The 1369-nt window shown below is 73.2% G+C and carries 2 protein-coding genes; both read right to left on the reverse strand.

Features of this window, described 5'->3' with window-relative positions:
• On the reverse strand, positions 1-230 hold a 230-nt coding region (locus ACGFSA_RS35180; RefSeq protein WP_393310259.1), incomplete at its 3' end, for an ATP-binding protein.
• Positions 227-1369 (reverse strand): IS21 family transposase (gene istA, locus ACGFSA_RS35185; RefSeq protein WP_393310261.1); only part of this gene is annotated, 1143 nt, incomplete at its 5' end. The genes ACGFSA_RS35180 and istA, both read right to left, overlap by 4 nt.

The following is a 1369-nucleotide window of genomic DNA, read 5'->3' on the forward strand; positions in this document are numbered from 1 at the left end:
TACTCCTCGATGGTCTTGTAGTGCGGCAGGCGGGACAGGCGCAGGGCGTGCTGCAGGCGGCGGTCCTCGCGCACGTCGAGCTCGGCGTCCAGCACGTGATCGAGGAAGTCGAGGTAGCCCATCTGGGCCTCATCGGCGCGGGTGACGTGCTCGGCGAGGGTCTCGGCCAGGTGGGCGAGCCCCAGCTTGGCGGCGGTGGCACGGATGCGGGCGGTGACCAGCTCGCTCAACTCGGCTCCTGTGCTTCCTGGATGGGGGCCGCCGCGTCGGCGGGGGCGGTGCGGGCGATCTGGTCGTAGAAGGACAGTGGCCGGGTGACGACCTGGATCTGGGCGGCGCGGGCCCGCAGCAGCGAGGCCAGGCCCCCCACCTCGTCGGGGCGGCGGCGCACCGGCGGGGCGGTGTCGGGGTCCTCGCCGGTGGTGGTGGCGCGGGTGTGGCCGTCGGGCAGCGCCTGCCAGTGGGCGGGGTCGACCACCCGCGTGCCGCGGCCGATCGCGCGCGGGTGCACCGCCAGCAGGGTGACGCCGTCCGCGTCGGGCACGGTCGCGTGCAGGGCGACGGTCGCGGCGGTGGCGCGGACCTCGACGTATTGGCGGTGGCGCACGCGCTGGGCGGGAACGGAGTAGAGGTTGGCATCGAAGGCGACCAGGCAGTCCTTGCCGACATGGCGCAGAAAGCGCTCGGCGACCAGGTAGGGCCTGGCGGGCAGGGGCCGCAGGGCTTGATGGTCGCGCTGCGCGCGCACGCCGATGACCTCACCGTGGGTGCGGTGGGTGACCGCGCGGCGCCGGGGCACCCAGGCCATGAACGCCCCGTCCAGGTCGTCGAGCGAGGAGAAGGACCGGCCGGCGAGCACGTGGTCGCGGACGATGAGGACCTGGCGTTCGACCCGGCCCTTCCCGGTGGGCCGGTAGGCGGCCAGCACGTCGATGTCGAAGTCGTAGTGCCCGGCGAAGGCGACGGCCTCCGGGTGCAGCGGCACGGCCTTGCCCGGGGCGACATGACGGCGCACCACAGTCTTGGTGCGGTCGTAGACGATGGTGCCCGGCACGCCGCCGAAGTGAGCGAAGGCCCGGCGGTGGCACTCGAAGAACGCCGTGAGGTCCTGGCTGGTGGTGAAGCAGCAGAACGGGTCGCGCGAGTACGACAGCGTCATGTGGAAGGAGTAGACCTTCTCGATGCCCACGTGGGCGAGGATGCCGCCCTCGAAGCCCCAGTCGACCTGGGCCTGGGCGCCGGGGACCACCTCGAAGCGGCGGTGCAGGCGGGCCAGGCGAGTACGCCCGGTCTGCTCGACGTACGCGGCGTCGGCCCGGACAGCGCCGCAGCCCTGCTCATCGCCGCAGGTGACAACCCCGAACGCCTC

It is taken from the genome of Streptomyces sp. NPDC048496 (genome assembly GCF_043200055.1).
GTDB lineage: Bacteria > Actinomycetota > Actinomycetes > Streptomycetales > Streptomycetaceae > Streptomyces.